The organism is Flavobacterium sp. PL02, assembly GCF_035013205.1.
Classification (GTDB): domain Bacteria; phylum Bacteroidota; class Bacteroidia; order Flavobacteriales; family Flavobacteriaceae; genus Flavobacterium.
The window spans coordinates 1323208-1341494 of record NZ_JAYGJP010000001.1; the positions used below are offsets into that span (position 1 = coordinate 1323208).

The window sequence follows — 18287 nt, forward strand, 5'->3', positions numbered from 1 at the left end:
TGCGTTTTTGCTTTTGCAAATCGGCATCATCCGCGTTCAAATAAACGTCATCCGTGTTCTATTATTCGTGAAATAGTCGTAAACAAAAAAGACCACAATTCTGTAATTGTAGTCTTTGAGATATTGTTTTTAGAAAATTTCTATTTATTCCAAATCTTCCACGCTTTTTCAGCCTGAAAAATAAGCATATCGTATCCGTTTTTTATTACGGCTCCGTTTTCTTTTGCTTTTTTAAGAAATGTAGTTTCTTCGGGATTATAGATTAAATCGTAAGCGATGTGTTTTTTTGTGAAAAACTCGTACGGAATTACTGGACAAGCTTCAATATTTGGGCTTGTACCAACTGGTGTACTATTGATTATAATTTGATAATTATCAAAAGTTGTTGCATTGATTAAATTATAATCTATGATATTTTCTTTGGCTTCGCGAGAAACAAATGTGTATAATATACCTAATTCGTCTAATGCATAAGCAACACCTTTGGATGCGCCACCTGTACCCAAAATCAATGCTTTTTTGTGGTGTGGTTGCAATAAGGGTTTTAATGATTTTTTAAAGCCATAGTAATCGGTGTTGTATCCTTTTAATTTTCCGTTTTTGGTAAATTTTACAGTATTTACAGCACCGATTAATGTGGCTTTTTTTGATAATTTATCTAAAAAAGGTAGTATTTGTTCTTTGTAAGGAATAGTTACATTCAATCCTTTTAAATCGGGATTGTTTTTTATTAATCCTGTAAAATAGTTAATTTCCGGAATATCAAAATTCTCATAACTACATCCTTTAAAATGTTCGTCGTTGAATTTTTCGGTAAAATAACCTTTTGAAAAAGAGTAACTAATATTTTTTCCTAATAAGCCAAAACGCCTTTTTAAAGTATGAATCATTATTGTTTTTTATGTTTTGTAATATAATTTTGTACCATTTTTTTAGTCCAAACCACTGGGAATAGGTCTTCGATTAAAATATAATTGTCAAAGTTTAATCGTAATCCATTGCTTAAGTGAAATTTGGCTTTGGTATTGTCTTGTACCATAAAATACAATCCTGCCAAACGGTATTCGATTTCATTTTCTTCAGGGAAATATTCGGTTGCTTGCAATAATGTTTGAATTGCGCTTTCGAATTCGCCCAAGAACTGAAGAATATCTACCCAAAATAACCAAGTGTCAAGTGCATAATCGCCAAATTCGACTGCTTTTCGGTAACCAAATTCTGCTTCTTCAAAAAAGTTCATTTGTTTGTTTATCATCGCATAACGTTTCCAATACAAACGGTTTTGATTGTCGATTGCTAGTGCTTTATTGACAAAGAACAATGCTTTTTGAAAGTTTTTTTGACGTACATAAAAATCGGTTATGGCAATCCATCCTTTGTCTAAAAGTGGATCTTCATGAACGGTTTTATTGTAATACTTTAATGCTAAAGCTTTATTGCCTAGTTTTTCGTAACATTTTCCTATTCTTAATAGAGCGTACGATGTTGCATCATCTAGTTCGATGGTGCGGTTGTAGCTTTCTATTGCTTCGGCATATTGTTTTAAACGTTCGTAGGCTTTGGCTCTTTCCATAAAAGCTCCAAGAAACTCATCGTCGATTAGGGTTGCGTAATCAAAAGCACGGATTGCGCTTTCATATTCTTTTACGCCATAATGTAAGCGTCCTAGCTGATGCCAGGCAATTTCACTATAAGGGTTTTTGTTTATGTATTGATTTAAATAGGTGATTGCTTCTTGATTTTGATCTAAAAATTCAAAGCAATACACTACGTTGTATAAGGCCGATTGGTCTTCTAAATCTTCTTCTAGACATTTGATAAAGCTATCTTTGGCCATTTCAAGATTGTCCATAAAAAGATACTCCATACCGATTAAATTGTACACGTCGGCAAAATCATCTGTATATTCTAAAGCAATTTTAAGTAATTCGACTGCTTTTTCGTGTTGATCTCTTTTAGAATAGATGTTTGCTTTCTGGATGTAAATTTCTTCGTTGTTAGGTTCGATTGCATACAACTCGTTCAAAAGCTTTTCGGCTATTTCGAGTTTGTCATCATACACCAGCATCTCTACTTGTACTAGTTTTAAGCCTGTAGATTTTGGATGTTGATCTAGTGCTAGTTTTAAGGCTTTTTTTGCTAAATTAGCCTTGCCTATGTCCAGATAATGAAGGATAATCTCTTCAAATTCTTCTGAATCAAAAAAGAGTACTTTGTTAGTTTTTAACATGGACTCAAATTTGGATAGGGATAGGTTATAATCTTCTTCTTCGTTGCTTAATTGCATACTTTATTTTTTTGATATTAGCCTATTATAAAATTAGGCAACATGTTTTTGTTATGTGGGGAAAGAAGGAATTGTTGTGAACAATTTAATTAACAATATTTGCAGTACCTGCGATCAGTTTTTAGGTGAGTTTTTATAAAACTGAATGTATTTAAATTCCTAAATATTCTGTTGTCAACGATATGCTTTAGCCCAGATAAAAGCGATATCCTTTTGTTTTTTGCTGCCAAAAAACAAAAGATAAAGCGGATAGCTGGAAATAGCTCCTAATTATTCTGTTTGTTTAAAATTTCATCCATTACATTTAGGATGATGGCACAACCTTCTCTTATTTCTTCTTCAGAAATTGTTAACGGAGGTGTAATACGTACTGCACATCCTTCAAACAGCAACCAGAATAAAATGAGCCCTCTGTCCTGACAGGTTAAAATAACTTCGTTAGTTATATCAGCACTCTCTGTCATGGCAGCAAGCATTAATCCTCTTCCTCTAACTTCCTTAATCAAAGGATGTACCAAAAGTGTTCTGATGAGTTTTTCTTTTTCTAATGTTTCGGGCATTAGGTTTGTTTCAGTAATTTCTTTCAAAGTTGCCAAGCAGGCTGACGCAATGACAGGGTGTCCTCCAAAAGTGGTTATGTGTCCGAGTTTTGGGTTTTCGGTAAGTAGGTCCATTTTTTCTGCTGATGCTGTAAATGCGCCTACTGGCATTCCGCCTCCCATTCCTTTTCCCATAACTACGATATCGGGTACGACATCGTAATTTTGAAAACCAAAAAGTTTTCCTGTTCGACCAAATCCTGGCTGAATTTCGTCGACTATCATCATGGCTCCAACTTCGTCGCAACGTTTGCGTACTTTTTGAAGAAAGTTATCATGTGGCTCTATAAATCCCGCTCCTCCTTGTATTGTTTCGAGTATTATTCCTGCCGTTTTGGTGGTTATTTTTTGTAAATCTTCTTCGTTATTAAACGTAATAAAGTCTACATCGGGAATTAAGGGTCTAAAGGCTTGTTTGCGCTCTTCGAATCCCATAACACTCATTGATCCCATTGTGTTACCATGGTAAGCGTTATGACATGATATTAATTGGCTACGTCCTGTTGTTCTCCTAGCTAGTTTTAATGCGCCTTCAATTGCTTCGGTTCCTGAGTTTACTAAATAGGTTTTATTTAGTGATTCGGGAAGGAGGGAAGCCATGAGTTTGCAATACTCTACGGCTGGACTTTGCGAATATTCTCCGTAAACCATTACGTGCGAATATTTGTCTAGTTGGTCTTTTATAGCTTGATTTACTCTTGGATGCTGGTGGCCAAGTGTACAGGCTGAAACGCCTGCTACGAAGTCTAAATATTTTTTATTATTGGTGTCGTATATGTAGGATCCTATGGCGTGCGAAACTTCCATTCCTAATGGATATGGTGATGTTTGTGCTTGGTATTTTATAAAATCGGGATTCATTTTTTTTCTTTTAAGGTTCAAAGAGGCAAAGGTTCTAAGGTGCTAAGGTTTTTTCTAGTTTAAAGTTGTCAACTGTTGTGGTTGCTGTTACTAAAAACTGTGATTGAAAACTGTCACTGCGACTGTATACTAAAAATTGAGAGTATATACTACTTCTTTGCTTTAGTTGTTTTAGCTGACTTTGTTGCTGGTTTCTTTTTGTCGTAATCGAGTGTTTCTTTCCTAACTTTCATAGGAACATTTTCTTTGGCATTTTCGTCTTTTCCTTCTTGGACTAATTTGTCGTTTTCTTCATTATCTTCTTTTGTGAAAATATCGTCTTTGGACTTTATCTTTTCGTCTCCTCGCCAAACCATGCCTCGTAGTTTTCGAGCATTTTCGGGTAATTCGGCTTCGGGGAATATATCTCCATCGACTTGATTAAAGAATGTAATGGTTTCGATAGCATTGTTTTCTAAAATAAGATTGATTTTGCTACTTACGTTTTTATTGATTCCTATGAGTTCATTGGCATCATTACGCATATAGTAAACGACTTCGGTATTTTTTATAACATCGACATCGTGTAACTTCCCGTCTCTAAATTTCCCGAATAAGTTTAGTCCCTTGACTTGATTATAGCCGGTTCCTATGGTATCCTTGGAGATTATAAACGTGTTATTGAGGACTTTGAGCGAGTCTAGTTTCTTGGTGTTATTATCGCCAATAAGGTGCATGACATCACCTGTTATCTGACTTTCTCCGTTCCAGAGTATTGGGTTTCCTATTAGTTTTGTTAAAGCTGTTCTGCTATTAGAATGTATGGAATCGCATTTTCCGCTCATGTCTGTTTTAAAAAAGCGAACATTATTGAAAGCTCGTATAATACGATCTCCTTCTTTTCCTGTAATCATCAGTTTTTTTCCGTGGATGTAAACAGAATCATTTTCGACAAAGTTTATCGCAACGGCTCTTTTGGTTACAAACATGGAATCTTTTTGTTTGTATATTTCGGCATAATGTCCTTTTACGATTCCGCGATTTATAGAGTCGGTAATTTTTACATTTCTGGTTGCCGATGCAAAATCTTTATTTCGGTCGTAATACAAACTATCACCTTCTATCAAGCGGGTATCATAACGGATGTATGATTTCCGGAGAAAATGTGCCAGATTCCTTTTGGTGTCATAAAACCCTTTTTCGGTATAGATATAATCGGTTTTACTGGTAATTGTAGATGGACCAAATAGATAGGAATGTCCAGAATTACTATAATAATCTAGATGGTTTGATTTTATAACGCATTTAGGATTGGTTACCGTAACTGCGGTTAGGAACACAAACTTTTTTTGTGCTACGTAATATCTTCCCGATTTACTTTCGAGTGTGTTTTCTTTATTGATGATTGTTCCTTTGGAATTATAGAATACTTCCTGAACATTTCGGTCAAAATTAATAGTGTCGGTTTGTAATGTTGCATCTGGTGAACTCATAACGGCATTTCCAGTTGCAAATGCTTTTTTAGAATTTCCGCTATATTCTGCGTATTTACTATTTAAGAATAAGGTGTCACCTTGTACTATTTGTACATTTCCAAAGGCTTTTAGGTAATTTTCTCCTTGAAATAAATAAGCTTTATTACAGGTTAAAACCACACCATCGTGATTTACTTTTACGTTTCCGGTAAGTAAAATGGCGCCTGGCATTTCGATTTCATTTCTGTCGACAAAGTCAGAATGCTCGATGTTAATAATTTTTGGAGCTTGTGCCATTCCTAAATTAACACTTAAAATTAGCAAGCAGCTATATATGAAAAAGAGTGATTTCTTCAATTGATTAAATTTTTGTCAAATTTATGAAAAAGGAAACAACCTTAACAGATATTAGGATTTATTTATAACTGATATTATTTGATAAGGCTAAACTTTTTTTGCCATGAATTGCACGAATTTACTCGAATTGGGTTGATTTTGTTTAATTCTTTAGTTTGTGGGGGAAAAGAACGCGGATAAAACAGATTCGCCTAAGCGAAAACGCGGATAAAAACGGATTTTTTAATCTGTGGCAGAAAAAGTTTAACCGCAAAGGGCGAAAAGATTTACGCAAGGTTCGCAAAGATTTGAATCTATTTAATCATTTAATCTGTGGGGGAAAGGAACGCGGATAAAACAGATTTGCTTAAGCGAAAACACGGATAAAAACAGATTTTTTAATCTGTGGTATAAAAAGTTTAACCATTAAGGTATTAAGTTTTATTAAGGATTAAACTTAACTTTTCTTAATTTCTTAATGGTAAAAAAAGCTTTTAATCTGTTTAATCATTTTAATCTGTGGTAAAAATTAATAGCAAAATAATTGTTTACGCAATCCCGAAGCGTCGGGAGTAAAGTTTCAATCCTTTGAACCTTTGTGGCTATGAACCTTTGCACCTTTAATAAAAAGTTTAAGTTATCAACAAATAGATTTACTAACACGTTGTAGTGTTAGTAGTGAAACCCTTTTTTTAGTTAAATTTTATTCTAGGATTTTATGCTTTAAAAAATAGATTAAATTTAAAAATTGGTTAATGCATTTTGGCCTAAAAATTAATATAAGCACATTATAAAAATATGATAAAAGCACGCGTTATTGTGGCTGGTATTACCGCAATGGTATTAGTTACGGCATGTAAAACAAATGACATAAGACAGAATACGGACAAGAAAGAAGCCGTTTCTGAAAATAAAGTTGTTGTGTATCAGGTTTTCACCCGTTTGTTTGGAAATACTAACACGACAAATAAACCTTGGGGAACTATTGAAGAAAATGGAGTAGGGAAGTTTAACGATTTTACTGACAAAGCGCTACACGAAATTAAAGATTTAGGTGTTACTTATATTTGGTACACGGGTGTTCCTCATCATGCGTTGGTTCGTGATTATACCGCATTCGGAATTTCTAATGATGATCCCGAAGTGATAAAAGGAAGAGCGGGATCTCCATACGCTGTAAAAGATTATTATAATGTAAATCCTGATTTGGCAGTAAATCCTGCTAATCGCTTGCAAGAATTTGAAGCTTTGGTTGCACGTACGCATAAAGCAGGTTTAAAAGTGATTATTGATATTGTTCCTAATCATATTGCCAGAAAATATGAAGGAAAAAATAATCCATCTGGTGTAAAAGATTTTGGAGCCAATGATGATGTTACGGTGGAATACAAACGTGATAATAATTTTTATTATATACCGAATACTCCGTTTCAAATTCCTGATAATGATGTTCCGTTAAATGGAGAGAAAAACCCGCTTGTAGATGGTAAATTTGATGAAAATCCTGCAAAATGGACAGGAAATGGTTCTCGTAAGGCTAAACCTGATCAAAATGATTGGTACGAAACGGTTAAAGTAAATTATGGAATTCGTCCTGATGGTTCTAAAGATTTTCCTGAACTTCCTACTGGTTTTGATAAAAAATCATATCAAGAACACTATAATTTCTGGAAGGATAAAGATGTTCCTGATTCTTGGAAGAAATTTAAATCTATCGCTTTGTATTGGACTGATAAGGGCGTTGATGGTTTCCGTTTTGATATGGCCGAAATGGTTCCGTACGAATTCTGGAGTTATATGAACTCGGCTATTAAGGTTAAGAATCCTAATGCGTTCTTATTGGCAGAGGTATATAATCCTAAGGAATATCGCAATTACATTCATTTGGGGAAAATGGATTATTTATATGATAAAGTTGAAACGTATGATAAACTAAAAGATATTATAAGAGGGAAATCATCTCCAGATGAACTTTCGGTTATTCAGCATAATATGGTGGATATTGAGCATAATATGTTGCATTTTTTAGATAATCATGACGAGCAACGTTTGGCTAGTTCTGAATTTGCCGGAACTCCAGAAAAAGGAAAACCTTTGATGGTGGTTTTTACAACAATAAGCACTTCGCCAACGATGGTTTATTTTGGGCAAGAAGTAGGGGAGCCTGGAAACGAAAATGCGGGTTTCGGAAAAGCTTCGAGAACTTCGATTTTTGATTATATTGGGGTACCAAATCATCAGCGATGGATGAATAATGGTAAATTTGATGGCGGTCAACTTACACAATCGGAGAAGGATTTGAGAGATTTTTATAAACGATTACTGAATTTCTCTTTAAAGAGTTCGGCTTTGATGGGAAGTTTTCAGGAAATTCAATCTGTAAATCGCAAGAATACTACAGGATATGATACTGGTATTTATTCTTACGTGCGTTGGTCTAATAATCAAAAACTAATTGTTGTTGTTAATTTCTCTGCTGATAAAACCAGTGAATTTGAATTGAAAATTCCTGCGGATGTTATTGCTAAATGGAATTTAAGGGATGGTGAATATACGGCTACAGATCAATTGTATTTACAGAATAAAATAAAACTAAAGGTAAGCAATGGTGAAGGAAGTGCTAAAATTAAAATAGCGCCATCTGAATCGTTTATTTATGAGGTAAAGTAGGTTGGTAGTTTTTATGTTTGACCAAAAAAAAAGCTGATACAAAATGTATCAGCTTTTTTTTAGACTTTTCTAACCTTGGTTAGAGCAGTTTTATAATTTTCGTTTATCCTTTCCCAATTGATGATATTAAAGAAAGCATCTACATAACTATTTTTTCTGTTTTGGTAATCCAGATAATAAGCATGTTCCCATAAATCCAGAGCTAGAATTGGAGTTCCAGAAATTACGGCATTTTTCATTAAAGGATTATCTTGATTTTCGGTTGTTGTAATCTGTAATTTCCCAGCTTTATCTACAACTAGCCAAACCCATCCTGATCCGAATTGTTTTGTTGCTTCGGCTTTAAATAAATTTTTAAAATTATTATATGAGCCAAATTCTTTATTCATTGCACCAGCAAGAGTATCTGTAGCTTGCTCAGCTTCTGGTTTAGGAGTCATACATTTCCAATAAAGGGAATGATTATAATATCCACCAGCGTTATTACGAAGCTTAGCATCATTTAAGTCTAACTTACCTAAAATTTGCTCAATCGTCATATTTACATAATCAGTATTGGCAATAGCTTTATTTAAGTTGTTAGTATAGGTTAAGTAATGTTTTGAATAATGTGTTTCTAGCGTTAATGATCTAATATTTGGAGCTAATGCGTTATAGGCGTACGGAAGTTTTTCTAGTTGAAAAGCTCCTGGATTTGCTTTAACTTCATCTGGACTCCCAATTATTATTTTTTCATCTTTAGATGGTAGAGGAACTTCGACTACTTCGGTTAGTTTATTATTATCATTACAAGAAAGAATCGTAAGTGAAATCAAGATAAAAAACGAAAATCGAATACTATATTTTTTCATAAAATATCTATTTTGTTATTAGTGAATTAATGATTTCTATATAATTTTCTTTGGCTTCATCAACACTTAAGTGACTAATTTGAATCCATGCATTTGTTTTAAAGGCATTTCTTAAGTCAAAATTTTCAGATTGGCCATATTTTGCAGTACCAAAAGTTGCTTGTTTATAAAAAGCATACAGCCTCAATTGCACATCTTGTGGCAGTGAGGCTTGTGTCATTTTGGAAGCAATTTCGACAGCATCTAAAAATCGTGTATCTAAATCTTTTTCAGTCATTACCCTTTTGTAGCAATAATGGTTTTACCCCCAATTGCTTTTTGGTCTAATACTACATTAATTGGCGTTCCCAAAGGTAAGAAAATATCTACTCTTGAACCAAATTTAATAAAACCTGCATCAGTTCCTTGTACAACTTGCATTCCTTCTTGTGCATAATTCACAATTCGGCGCGCTAATGCACCTGCAATTTGTCTGTATAAAACTTCTCCAAAAGTCTTATTTTCGATTACAACAGTTGTTCTTTCGTTTTCTTCACTTGCTTTTGGGTGCCAAGCAACCAAAAATTTACCAGGGTGGTATTTACTAAATTTTACAATTCCGTCTAATGCATAACGAGTAACGTGTACATTAATAGGCGACATGAAAATTGAAATTTGTAAGCGTTTGTCTTTAAAATATTCACCTTCGTAAACTTCTTCAATTACAACAACTTTACCATCTACAGGAGCAAGAATCTGATTGATGTCTTTGATAACTGTTCTTTTTGGATTTCTGAAAAATTGCAATATTATGATTAACAATAATAAAGCACTAATCTGAATCAATAATTTAAGCCAATTGATATCAATAAAATGATCAGTTAACAAAAGTACAACACTAACGAATATAGTGCCTAATAAAATGGATTGGGTTCCTTCTTTATGAAACATAATTTAAAATTTGGTAAAATAAAAATACAATTGGTGCTACAAATATAACACTATCTAATCGATCTAGAACGCCTCCGTGTCCAGGCATTATTGTTCCGCTATCTTTAACTCCGGCTATTCTTTTAAATTTTGATTCAATTAAATCGCCGATAGTACCAAAAACACCAACTATTAAAGCGATGATTGTCCATATTAAAATAGACATTTCACTAAAATTAGGGTTAGGCTTGATATATAATTTTGAAATTAAATAACCTGCAAAACAGGCAAAAACAACTCCACCAAGAAAACCTTCGATGGTTTTTTTTGGCGAAATACGTTCAAATAATTTATGTTTTCCCATCGATTTACCTACCAAGTAGGCAAAGGTGTCATTTGTCCATATAAGAATAAATAATCCGATAATGATTTTTGGATTATAATCTTTTACTCCAAATGAAATTTTTGTAATAAAAATAAAAGGCAATGTAATGTATCCTAATAAGTAAATGTATTTTGATGCTCTGCTTATAGATTGTGTATCATCAAATAAAAAAACAATACATTTTATAGATATAAGTAAAGTAATTACTAGTAATGCCGTATTTAATTGATCTATATTAATGGTGAATTTAATATCGTCTTTTAAAAATTTATTAATGTAGTTTTCAGTTTCACTTTTGTAAAAACTTATTAAGGAAATGGTTGAGTAAAAAATGAAAACAAATAAAATGGAGAATATTTTATTAATGTGAGCCAGATTACAAAACTCGTAAGTTGCAATAATTAGAAAAACACCGAAAAGTATAATAAAACTTTCCGTTGAATATAGGATAGACGTTAGTAGTAATACTATATAAACGGCACCAGATAGAGCTCTCTTGAGGGTTTCATTCATCTTACAGGTCTTCTAAGAGCAATAAATATAAGTTCTTCGCTACACTTCCGTATTGCGTAAAGTCTTCTTCTTTTGCTTTTTCGAAATATTTTATAGTGGTAATATTGGTAGGATAATCTCTTTCGTACTTACGTTTTATGGCACTAAGACCGTCACTTTTTGCAGTAAGAATTTGACTTGTAGTTGCAAGAATAACAATGTTTATAGGCAACTCGTTAGGTTTGTTTTGTTTAATTTGTTTTGATGAAAACAATATAGAACCTTCTTCAGCAATTAGGTTTTCACAACTAGCTAATAAGAATTTAGGATTAGTTGGACTTTGGTAAATTAATTTATTTTCTTCAAGTAAATGAAATAAGGCTGGCTCAAAACATGCAGCTTCACTCTCGAACCAATCATTTTCTTCTAAGATGTTTTCAAATTGCTCCGTTACTTCCTGAATATTTTCGCAGTATAAAAATTTACCTCCATTCTTTTTAAAATTGAAAATGAATTGTTCATCTATAGAAAGAGGATTCTCAGAAAGTGAATTGCTATATTCACTTTGATTCTCTTCATCAGATGCGTCATGGCTTGAACCAAATAATTTTTTAAAAAAGCTCATTATTGTTGAAATGCTTTACATGTTAATTGAAAACGTTCAAAGATAAAAAAATCTTAATTCAAAAGTGGCTTTTGAATTAAGATTTTAAAAATAATTAAATTATTTGAATAGTATTATGAAACTACTTCTTCTAGGTTTTTATCAAAAGTACGTTTTCCGAAAATTGCTTCTAGGTCATCTTTAAAAATAACCTCTTTTTCAATTAAGATTTCAGCAAGTTGATTTAACTTATCTTTATTTTCTTCTAATATTTTTATTGCTCTTTGGTACTGACCTTCAATTAATTCTGAAATTTCACGGTCGATAACTTTTGCAGTTTCATCAGAATACGGTTTTGAAAAGTTGTATTCGCTTTGTCCTGTTGAATCGTAATAAGTAACATTTCCGATTTTGTCATTCAATCCATAAATCGTTACCATCGCACGAGCTTGACGTGTAACTTTTTCTAAATCGCTTAATGCACCAGTCGAAATTCTGTCAAAAGTTACTTTTTCAGCAGCTCTTCCACCCATAGTAGCACACATTTCGTCTAACATTTGATCTGTTCTTACGATTTGTCTCTCTTCTGGTAGGTACCATGCAGCTCCTAAACTTTGTCCACGAGGAACAATAGTTACCTTAATAAGTGGTGCAGCATGCTCTAACATCCAGCTTACAGTTGCGTGTCCTGCTTCGTGAATTGCAATTGCTTTCTTTTCGTCAGGAGTAATAATTTTGTTTTTCTTTTCTAGTCCACCTACAATTCTGTCTACAGCGTCAAGGAAATCTTGTCTATCTACAGCAGTTTTGTTGTTTCTTGCAGCAATTAATGCAGCTTCGTTACATACGTTAGCAATATCAGCACCAGAGAAACCTGGAGTTTGTTTTGCAAGGAAATCTAAATCAAGACCTTCTACTTTTTTCAAAGGAGCTAAGTGTACTTGAAAAATTTCTGCTCTTTCACGAATGTCTGGTAAGTCTACAAAAATTTGTCTGTCAAAACGACCAGCACGCATTAAAGCTTTGTCTAGAACATCGGCTCTGTTTGTTGCAGCTAGTACAATTACGTTAGAGTTTGTTCCAAAACCGTCCATTTCTGTAAGTAATTGGTTCAGTGTATTTTCTCTTTCGTCATTTCCGCCAGACATATTGCTTTTTCCACGAGCTCTACCTACAGCATCAATTTCATCAATAAAAATGATTGCAGGAGATTTCTCTTTAGCTTGTTTAAACAAATCACGTACACGTGAAGCTCCAACACCCACAAACATTTCAACAAAATCAGAACCTGATAATGAGAAGAATGGTACTTGTGCTTCGCCAGCTACAGCTTTTGCTAATAATGTTTTACCAGTTCCAGGAGGTCCTACAAGTAAAGCACCTTTCGGTATTTTACCTCCCAAGTTGGTATATTTTTCAGGGTTTTTCAAGAATTCTACAATCTCTTGTATTTCTTCTTTCGCACCTTCTAAACCAGCTACATCTTTAAATGTAGTTTTGATATCAGTTTTCTCGTCAAAAAGTTTAGCTTTTGATTTTCCAATGTTGAAAATTTGTCCGCCACCGCCACCAGCGCCGCCTGACATTTTTCTCATAATGAAAATCCAAACACCAATAATAATGATAATAGGAAGTAAGCTAATTAATATGTCACTCCAGTTATTTTTTTGAAGGAAATTAAAATCTTTCAGTTTGCCTTCGCTAACTGCTTTTTCTAATTTAGTTTGAAAAATTTGATCGTTACCAATTTCTAAAGTATAGTGAGGACCTTTATTAGGTCTGTCAAAAATGTCTTTAGATACTTTTTTTTGCGCTGGATCCTTAAGTGCAGCAGCATTAAGATACACTTCAGCTTCAGCTTTATTGTATACAATTACTTTGTCAATTTGTCCTTTTTCTAAAAAGTCATTAAATTTAGAAGAAGTTAATTGGGCAGGCTCTTGTAAACTTGATCCTCCGGTTGCAAAACTGATAAATAAAAATATTAAAAGTATTGCGGTATAAATTAACCAAGGACTTATTTTAAATTTACTCGGGGTTGGATTATTATCTTTAGCCATTTGAAGAAAGTTTCTTTAGTATTTGTTTTCGATTGTAGTGATTTTGGCATCTCCCCAAAGACTCTCGATATTATAATATTCTCGAATGTGTTTTTGAAATACGTGAACAACAATGTGCACATAATCCATAAGAACCCACTCAGCGTTATCGGTTCCTTCTACATGCCATGGTTTGTCTTTTAATTCTTTAGATACAGTTTTTTGTATTGAGCCTACGATGGCGTTAACTTGGGTATTCGAATTTCCGTTGCAAACGATAAAATAATCGCAAACTGCTGCGTCTATTTCCCTTAAGTCTAAGATACTAATATCATTTCCTTTTACTTCTTCGATTCCTTTGATTATGTTCGCTAACAGAACATCATTATTAACAGTCTTTTTCGCCATGAATTATTTTATATGAGTTTGTAAAGTTACCAATTTTTGTGATTATTTTTGAACCTTAACAAAATATTAAATTAAGTTATATAAATTATTTAGATGAAACTAATCAAACTCGATGCCATAGATTCAACAAATGAGTTCTTAAAATTATTAAGTAGCCAACAAGAGTCGGAGAATTTTACTGTTGTAACTGCTGAAAATCAAACAAAAGGGAAGGGGCAGATGGGAGAGGTTTGGCGTTCTGATATTGGTAAGAATTTAATAATGAGTGTGTTGGTAAAGGATTTCTTGCTTGATAATGAGCAGTTTTTTAATTTAAATATTATCTTTTCATTATCAGTAATAAAAGCTTTAGAAGAATTAAATATTCCTGAATTAAGTATAAAATGGCCAAACGACATTATGTCATATAATAAAAAGATAGGTGGTGTTTTGATAGAAAATACGCTCAAAAGTGATGGCACTATCGTGTCAGTAGTCGGTTTAGGTTTAAATGTAAACCAGACAAATTTCGAAAATCTGCCAAAAGCATCTTCATTAGCCGTGATTTGTAACGCCGAATTTAGCAAAGAAAATCTAGTTGTTTTGATTGTTGAGAAAATGAAAGAGAATATTCTTCTTTGGGAAGAGCAATCTACCATCTTTTGGAATGAGTATTTTAATAAATTATTTAGAAAAGGAGTTCCAATGCCTTTTAAAAATCTTGAGAATAAAAACTTCATGGGAATTATTCAGGGAGTTTCTCCAATAGGAAAATTACAAGTTTTGCTAGAAGATGATTCAGTTTCAGAATTTGAGATTAAGGAAATTAAGATGCTTTATTAAAAGAGGTACTAAGGTTCTGAGAGGCAAAGGCTCAAAGGTTTTATTTTGATTGTTTTTCATAGCCCTTAGTAACTCTGTGAAAAAATAAAATCACTTTGATTTTTTTAATCATAGACTTAAATAAAGTTCAAAAGTTTTTAAACTTGAACTTTTATTGTTTTTACGGTTTTAGATTTTAATTTTCTATTCCAGTATATTATATAGAGCGTTCCTATGATTGATGGTGTTATCCATGTAATTATATTTCCGATACCCAATCCAGCAACGATAAAAGCTGTTATTGAAGCGATCAGAGCGCCAATCATTTTTCCGATATGTTTGGATAACCAACCTTTATTTTTCTCCGAAAGATTTCTAAAATAAATAAAATCTTTCACAGTCATATAAAACCCAAATCCACCAAAGAAAGTAAATAAGATTCCGTTTTCAATGCTGTTTAATTGACAAAATATTCCAAGTGAAATCATTATTACAGAGAAAAATAGCATAGTTCCCGAAGTTATCTTATCAGTTAAATCAGCTTTTGCCTTGTTTTTAAAAGTCAAAGCTCTATTTCCTGAAATAACCAGGTATATTGTAAATAAACCAATCAAGAATAAAAAAATATTGTGGTGTTTTGGAAAACAACAAACTATAAGTGAAAGAATCGAACTAGTTAGCATTCCGATAGAGAATAGTTTTCCCATTTTTCGATGTAAAGGCTTTCCTTTTTTTACAATTACGCTTCCAATTCCAGTAATTAACCCAACTCCTCCAAAGAAAGCATGGATATAAATTAAAATCTTGATAGTTAGTTCCATTTTGATGTTTTTTAGTTAATGGTTCAAACTTCTGATAATAATTTCGTTCAGCATAAACTTAATTTCCGAACTGTATTTTTTTATAGATGAATTGTTCTTCTTAAAGGTACTAAGGTACTAAGGTTCTAAGAAGTAAAGGTTCAAAGATTTTTAGTTATGAGCTAAAATAAAAAGTCCGATTTAGTTTAGCTAAATCGGATTTTTTAAATTTTATAATTAACAATCGAAAACTAATAATTAAAGCTTAGTCATATTATTGGCAAGAGTTTCGATAAATTTCCCAATAGGGCCTTTTATCATCATTGCCATCATAGGGTTAAATTCCCCTTCAAAATCAAGTTTTACAGCACTAGAAGAGTCCGAAACAGTTTCGATGTTAGATACCAATGTAAATGGTAGTTTATCGCTTGCAGCACCCAAAACAATTTTGCTTGGAGCTGTTTTTTCTTTCATCTTTAATTTTATTTCTGGCATACCTTTCAATCCAAAAATAAAAGCATCTTCGCCAATTACTTCAAATTTAGCAATGTTATCTGGCATTAATTTTTCAAAATTTTTCACATCACTCAATAAATCAAATAATTCTTGAGCCGATTTCTGAACAGTAACTTTTGGACTTTCTAAGTTCATATTTTATTTTATTTTTTATTAAAATCAAATCATAAATCGTTAATCTAAATCAACAATCTAAATTCTAAAATTATTCTTCTTGTTTCCAAATAGCAGGATTTACACTCCATTCCTGCAAGGTAACTAAATCTTCTTCTGGAATATATTTTTTAGCAACAGCAAGATTCAGTAAATTCGAATAGTTACTCAATGTGTATAAGTCGATTTTTGCATCCTGAAAGTTTTTCTCAGCAACATCAAAGCCATAAGTAAATATTGCAGCCATACCCTTAATATTAGCTCCAGCATTACGCAAAGCCTCAACAGCAAGTAAACTACTATTTCCTGTGCTTATTAAATCTTCCACAACAACAACATTTTGTCCCTTTTGTAAAAAACCTTCTACTTGATTTTGTCTTCCGTGTTTTTTAGGTTCTGGTCTAACATATACAAACGGTAATCCTAAGCTCTCTGCAACAAGAATACCAATACCTATGGCTCCTGTAGCAACTCCAGCGATTACATCTGGCTTACCAAATTGTTTTTCAATGTTCTTAGCAAACTCATCTCTAACATAATTTCTGATGCTTGGAAATGAGAGAATTAGCCTGTTATCACAATAAATAGGTGATTTCCATCCCGAAGCCCATGTAAAAGGATTTCCTGGATTCAATTTAATTGCATTTATTTGCAAAAGCAATTCGGCTGTTTTTTCGGCAGTATCTTTATTAAAAATCATAGTACAAATGTATAAAGTTTTTGTGAACGACAAACCACTTTTTTTGACAAATGAAATCTCCAAAGAGACTAATTTTCAATTGTTCTTGTTGGAAAGTATTGACATAGAGCAAATTATTGTCAAAATGTTCCAAAATAAAATTCAAGCGGCGTATTTATATCATCCTGACGAAAAGGAAATTATGAAAACGTTAAAGTCAAAAATTCCTGTAAATAAAGCAGGAGGAGGATTAGTTTATAATAAAAAAGGAGAAGTATTATTCATCTTCAGAAATGGAAAATGGGACTTACCAAAAGGCGGAATAGAAAAAGGTGAGGAGATAGAAGACACTGCCATGCGTGAGGTAGAAGAAGAAACAGGCGTTGGAAAATTACGAATTACCAATAAATTACAAAAGACATATCACGTTTTTAAACGTAACGGAAAATACAAATTAAAAATCACGCATTGGTTCGAAATGCATTCCGATTTTAAAGGAACTCCACAAGGACAATTAGAAGAAGGAATCGAAAAAGTTGCCTGGTTGAATCCCGTTCAAATAAAAGAAGCACTAAAAAACTCCTACGAAAACATCAAGTTACTATTCGAAGAAGAAAATAAGATTATTGTAAAAGAATAAAGATGTAAGATGTTTTTTGGAAAATGCGAAATGAAAAAACTTAGCATCACAGAAACTTAGTTACTTATTACCTTAATAATGGCGTGCCACCATATAAAAAAAGACCCAATGAGCATTACGTTCATCGGGTCTTTTTTTATATGCTGTCGGGCTATACGCGCTACTTTGGTAGCTTGCTGCTATCCCTCACGCAGGATTTTGTTTGTGGTTAAGTATTATTCAGTCTCAGTTTTTATAAATAGTGTCTCCATTATTATCTCTTATATATATAAGTTTGTAAGTACTATCTGCTTCAAAAATATATTCTGCTAGAATTTTTGCTCCAAATTTATTATTTCCCCTAAACGAGAAGTTTCCTTTAAATTTATATTTATCTAGAGATGAATAAAAATGAATTTTTCTTTTAAGAAAACTGATTTGTTCTTGAGATATTTTATTATTTTCTTTCTCTAAGTTGCGAATGTCTTTTAAAATCGTTTGCATTTCTAGTTTACTTGTAAGGTATTCTATAGAATCTAAATGCATAGAATTGAATTCATAGCTACTAGGATCATTCAGATTTGGTTTAATGATACTTTCTATTTCATTTTGTAGATTTTCAATTTTGCTTTTTTGACATGAGATTGAAACAATTAAAATTAATAATAAAAGGATTATTTTATTCATTATAGTTAGGTTCTAAGTTTGTTTTTCAAAAGTAAAAACTTAAAACATAGTAATATTACGGAAAACCATAATTGGTTGAATGTAGAAAAGGATTCGTCTTTAGTCTAAGTTTACAATCAAGGGCGTAAGTAACTTTG

Annotated in this window: 18 protein-coding genes; 3 read left to right on the forward strand and 15 right to left on the reverse strand. The window is 32.6% G+C overall.

Annotation, left to right across the window (positions count from 1 at the left end):
• Positions 1-140: 140 nt before the first annotated feature.
• From aroE to SHI72_RS05565, 4 genes are all read right to left on the reverse strand, one after another.
• A complete protein-coding gene (aroE, locus tag SHI72_RS05550; RefSeq protein ID WP_323489305.1) occupies positions 141-890 on the reverse strand; it encodes a shikimate dehydrogenase in 750 nt (249 codons plus the stop codon).
• Entirely contained in the window at positions 890-2287 is a 1398-nt protein-coding gene (locus tag SHI72_RS05555; protein ID WP_035625864.1) for a tetratricopeptide repeat protein, read from the reverse strand. Before SHI72_RS05555 ends, aroE begins: the two co-directional genes overlap by 1 nt.
• 266 nt (positions 2288-2553) lie before the next feature.
• Entirely contained in the window at positions 2554-3747 is a 1194-nt protein-coding gene (locus SHI72_RS05560; RefSeq protein ID WP_323489306.1) for an aspartate aminotransferase family protein, read from the reverse strand.
• Positions 3748-3896: 149 nt separating this feature from the next.
• Positions 3897-5498, reverse strand: a complete 1602-nt coding sequence (locus SHI72_RS05565) for an OstA-like protein (protein WP_323489632.1) — start codon at positions 5496-5498, stop codon at positions 3897-3899.
• Between the two features lie 837 nt (positions 5499-6335).
• On the opposite strand from SHI72_RS05565, the gene SHI72_RS05570 reads away from it, so the two are divergent.
• Positions 6336-8207, forward strand: coding sequence for an alpha-amylase family glycosyl hydrolase (locus SHI72_RS05570; RefSeq protein ID WP_323489307.1), 1872 nt, complete (start codon positions 6336-6338; stop codon positions 8205-8207).
• Positions 8208-8266: 59 nt separating this feature from the next.
• On the opposite strand, the gene SHI72_RS05575 is transcribed toward SHI72_RS05570, so the two are convergent.
• The 7 genes from SHI72_RS05575 to rsfS all read right to left on the reverse strand — a co-directional run bounded on the left by SHI72_RS05575 (position 8267) and on the right by rsfS (position 13895).
• Positions 8267-9058, reverse strand: a complete 792-nt coding sequence (locus SHI72_RS05575) for a superoxide dismutase (RefSeq protein WP_323489308.1) — start codon at positions 9056-9058, stop codon at positions 8267-8269.
• A 7-nt stretch (positions 9059-9065) separates the two neighbouring features.
• On the reverse strand, positions 9066-9335 hold the full coding sequence (locus SHI72_RS05580; protein WP_035622896.1) for an acyl-CoA-binding protein: 270 nt from the start codon (positions 9333-9335) through the stop codon (positions 9066-9068).
• Positions 9335-9988 carry a phosphatidylserine decarboxylase family protein gene (locus SHI72_RS05585; protein ID WP_035622898.1) on the reverse strand — a complete coding sequence of 218 codons (654 nt, stop codon included), beginning with the start codon at positions 9986-9988 and terminating at the stop codon, positions 9335-9337. The genes SHI72_RS05580 and SHI72_RS05585 overlap by 1 nt, the downstream gene beginning before the upstream one ends.
• A complete protein-coding gene (locus SHI72_RS05590) occupies positions 9978-10865 on the reverse strand; it encodes a phosphatidate cytidylyltransferase (protein WP_323489309.1) in 888 nt (295 codons plus the stop codon). Before SHI72_RS05590 ends, SHI72_RS05585 begins: the two co-directional genes overlap by 11 nt.
• 1 nt (position 10866) lies before the next feature.
• Complete coding sequence (locus SHI72_RS05595; RefSeq protein ID WP_323489311.1) at positions 10867-11469, reverse strand: lactate utilization protein B/C; 603 nt, start codon at positions 11467-11469, stop codon at positions 10867-10869.
• 113 nt (positions 11470-11582) lie between these two features.
• On the reverse strand, positions 11583-13508 hold the full coding sequence (ftsH, locus tag SHI72_RS05600) for an ATP-dependent zinc metalloprotease FtsH (protein WP_323489312.1): 1926 nt from the start codon (positions 13506-13508) through the stop codon (positions 11583-11585).
• 15 nt (positions 13509-13523) lie between these two features.
• Positions 13524-13895, reverse strand: a complete 372-nt coding sequence (rsfS, locus tag SHI72_RS05605; RefSeq protein WP_035622908.1) for a ribosome silencing factor — start codon at positions 13893-13895, stop codon at positions 13524-13526.
• Positions 13896-13988: 93 nt separating this feature from the next.
• On the opposite strand from rsfS, the gene SHI72_RS05610 reads away from it, so the two are divergent.
• Positions 13989-14717, forward strand: a complete 729-nt coding sequence (locus tag SHI72_RS05610) for a biotin--[acetyl-CoA-carboxylase] ligase (RefSeq protein WP_323489313.1) — start codon at positions 13989-13991, stop codon at positions 14715-14717.
• 137 nt (positions 14718-14854) lie between these two features.
• Here the strand turns inward: SHI72_RS05610 and SHI72_RS05615 are convergent, their stop codons facing one another.
• The 3 genes from SHI72_RS05615 to pyrE all read right to left on the reverse strand — a co-directional run bounded on the left by SHI72_RS05615 (position 14855) and on the right by pyrE (position 16865).
• The gene (locus SHI72_RS05615; RefSeq protein ID WP_323489314.1) at positions 14855-15517 is read right to left on the reverse strand and encodes a hypothetical protein; all 663 of its coding nucleotides are present in this window, start codon (positions 15515-15517) and stop codon (positions 14855-14857) included.
• Between the two features lie 237 nt (positions 15518-15754).
• Entirely contained in the window at positions 15755-16147 is a 393-nt protein-coding gene (locus SHI72_RS05620) for an SRPBCC family protein (RefSeq protein ID WP_323489315.1), read from the reverse strand.
• A gap of 70 nt (positions 16148-16217) precedes the next feature.
• Positions 16218-16865, reverse strand: coding sequence for an orotate phosphoribosyltransferase (gene pyrE / locus SHI72_RS05625; RefSeq protein WP_323489316.1), 648 nt, complete (start codon positions 16863-16865; stop codon positions 16218-16220).
• A gap of 7 nt (positions 16866-16872) precedes the next feature.
• Between pyrE and SHI72_RS05630 the strand changes: the two genes are divergently transcribed.
• Positions 16873-17484, forward strand: coding sequence for an NUDIX hydrolase (locus tag SHI72_RS05630; RefSeq protein WP_035622920.1), 612 nt, complete (start codon positions 16873-16875; stop codon positions 17482-17484).
• A 225-nt stretch (positions 17485-17709) separates the two neighbouring features.
• Here SHI72_RS05630 and SHI72_RS05635 read toward each other — a convergent pair whose 3' ends face one another.
• Positions 17710-18150 (reverse strand): hypothetical protein, encoded by a 441-nt coding sequence (locus SHI72_RS05635; protein WP_323489317.1) that lies wholly within the window; start codon positions 18148-18150, stop codon positions 17710-17712.
• Positions 18151-18287: the final 137 nt, after the last annotated feature.